Source organism: Streptomyces sp. SID5464, assembly GCF_009862985.1.
Taxonomy (GTDB): domain Bacteria; phylum Actinomycetota; class Actinomycetes; order Streptomycetales; family Streptomycetaceae; genus Streptomyces; species Streptomyces chartreusis_D.
The window spans coordinates 170,372-171,265 of the sequence record NZ_WWIQ01000073.1; the positions used below are offsets into that span (position 1 = coordinate 170,372).

Consider the following 894-nt stretch of genomic DNA (forward strand, 5'->3'; position numbering starts at 1 on the left):
GAGCTCCTAACGGAATGCGGTTCGTAGGCGGCGCCAGCAGATCAGTGAGCATGCGAGCTTGAGGAATGCCTCGTGGATGTCGTCGCGGATCTCCCAGCGGATCCGCAGGCGGCCGAACCAGTGCAGCAGCGCAATCGTCTGCTCGACCACCCACCGTTTCGTGCCGAGGCCGGAGCCGTGCTCGGTGCCGCGGCGGGCAATGACGGGCTTGATGCCCTTCGCCCAGACCTGGCGGCGATAGCAGTCGTGGTCATAGCCCCGGTCGGCGTAGACCTCTCTCGGCCGCTGCCGGGGCCGGCCGCGTTTGCCTCGGATCGGCGGGATCGCCGCCAGCAGTGGCAGGAGCTGGGTGATGTCGTTGCGGTTGCCGCCGGTCAGGGTGACGGCGAGTGGGACGCCGGTGGCGTCACAGATCACGTGGTGCTTGGAGCCCGGTCGGCCTCGGTCGACCGGGCTCCGGCCGGTTTTGGGCCGCCCTTGAGCGCCCGGATGTGCGAACTGTCGATCACCGCCCGGGACATGTCCAGGCGGTCCGCCGCCCGCAGCTCGGCCAACAGCACCTCGTGCAGCCGCTGCCACACCCCGGCGTTGTTCCAGTCCCGCAGGCGTCGCCAGCAGGTCATCCCCGAGCCGAAGCCCAGCTCGGCAGGCAGCCACTCCCATCTGATGCCGGTGTACAGGACGAACAAGATCCCGCACATCACCTTGCGGTCATCCAACGCCCTTCGGCCCGGGTGCCGATGCCGCCACTGCCGGACAGGCAGCAGAGGCTCGATTCGAGCCCACAACTCATCGTCGACCAGCCATGGTTGGGGATCGCGCTTCCTCACACTCAAGCAACCGACCCACTCCGTTGAAGGACACGGTCATCCCGCATTCCGTTAGGAGCTCTTA

The 894-nt window shown here is 67.4% G+C and carries 1 protein-coding gene; it reads right to left on the reverse strand.

Annotated features, from left to right (window positions below):
- Positions 1 to 6: 6 nt before the first annotated feature.
- Positions 7 to 830 (reverse strand): IS5 family transposase gene (locus tag GTY47_RS35675; protein ID WP_086012516.1). Its coding sequence is split into 2 segments (ribosomal slippage): positions 7 to 470 and positions 470 to 830, totalling 825 coding nucleotides; the frame shifts between segments, so codons are not numbered across the junction.
- Positions 831 to 894: the final 64 nt, after the last annotated feature.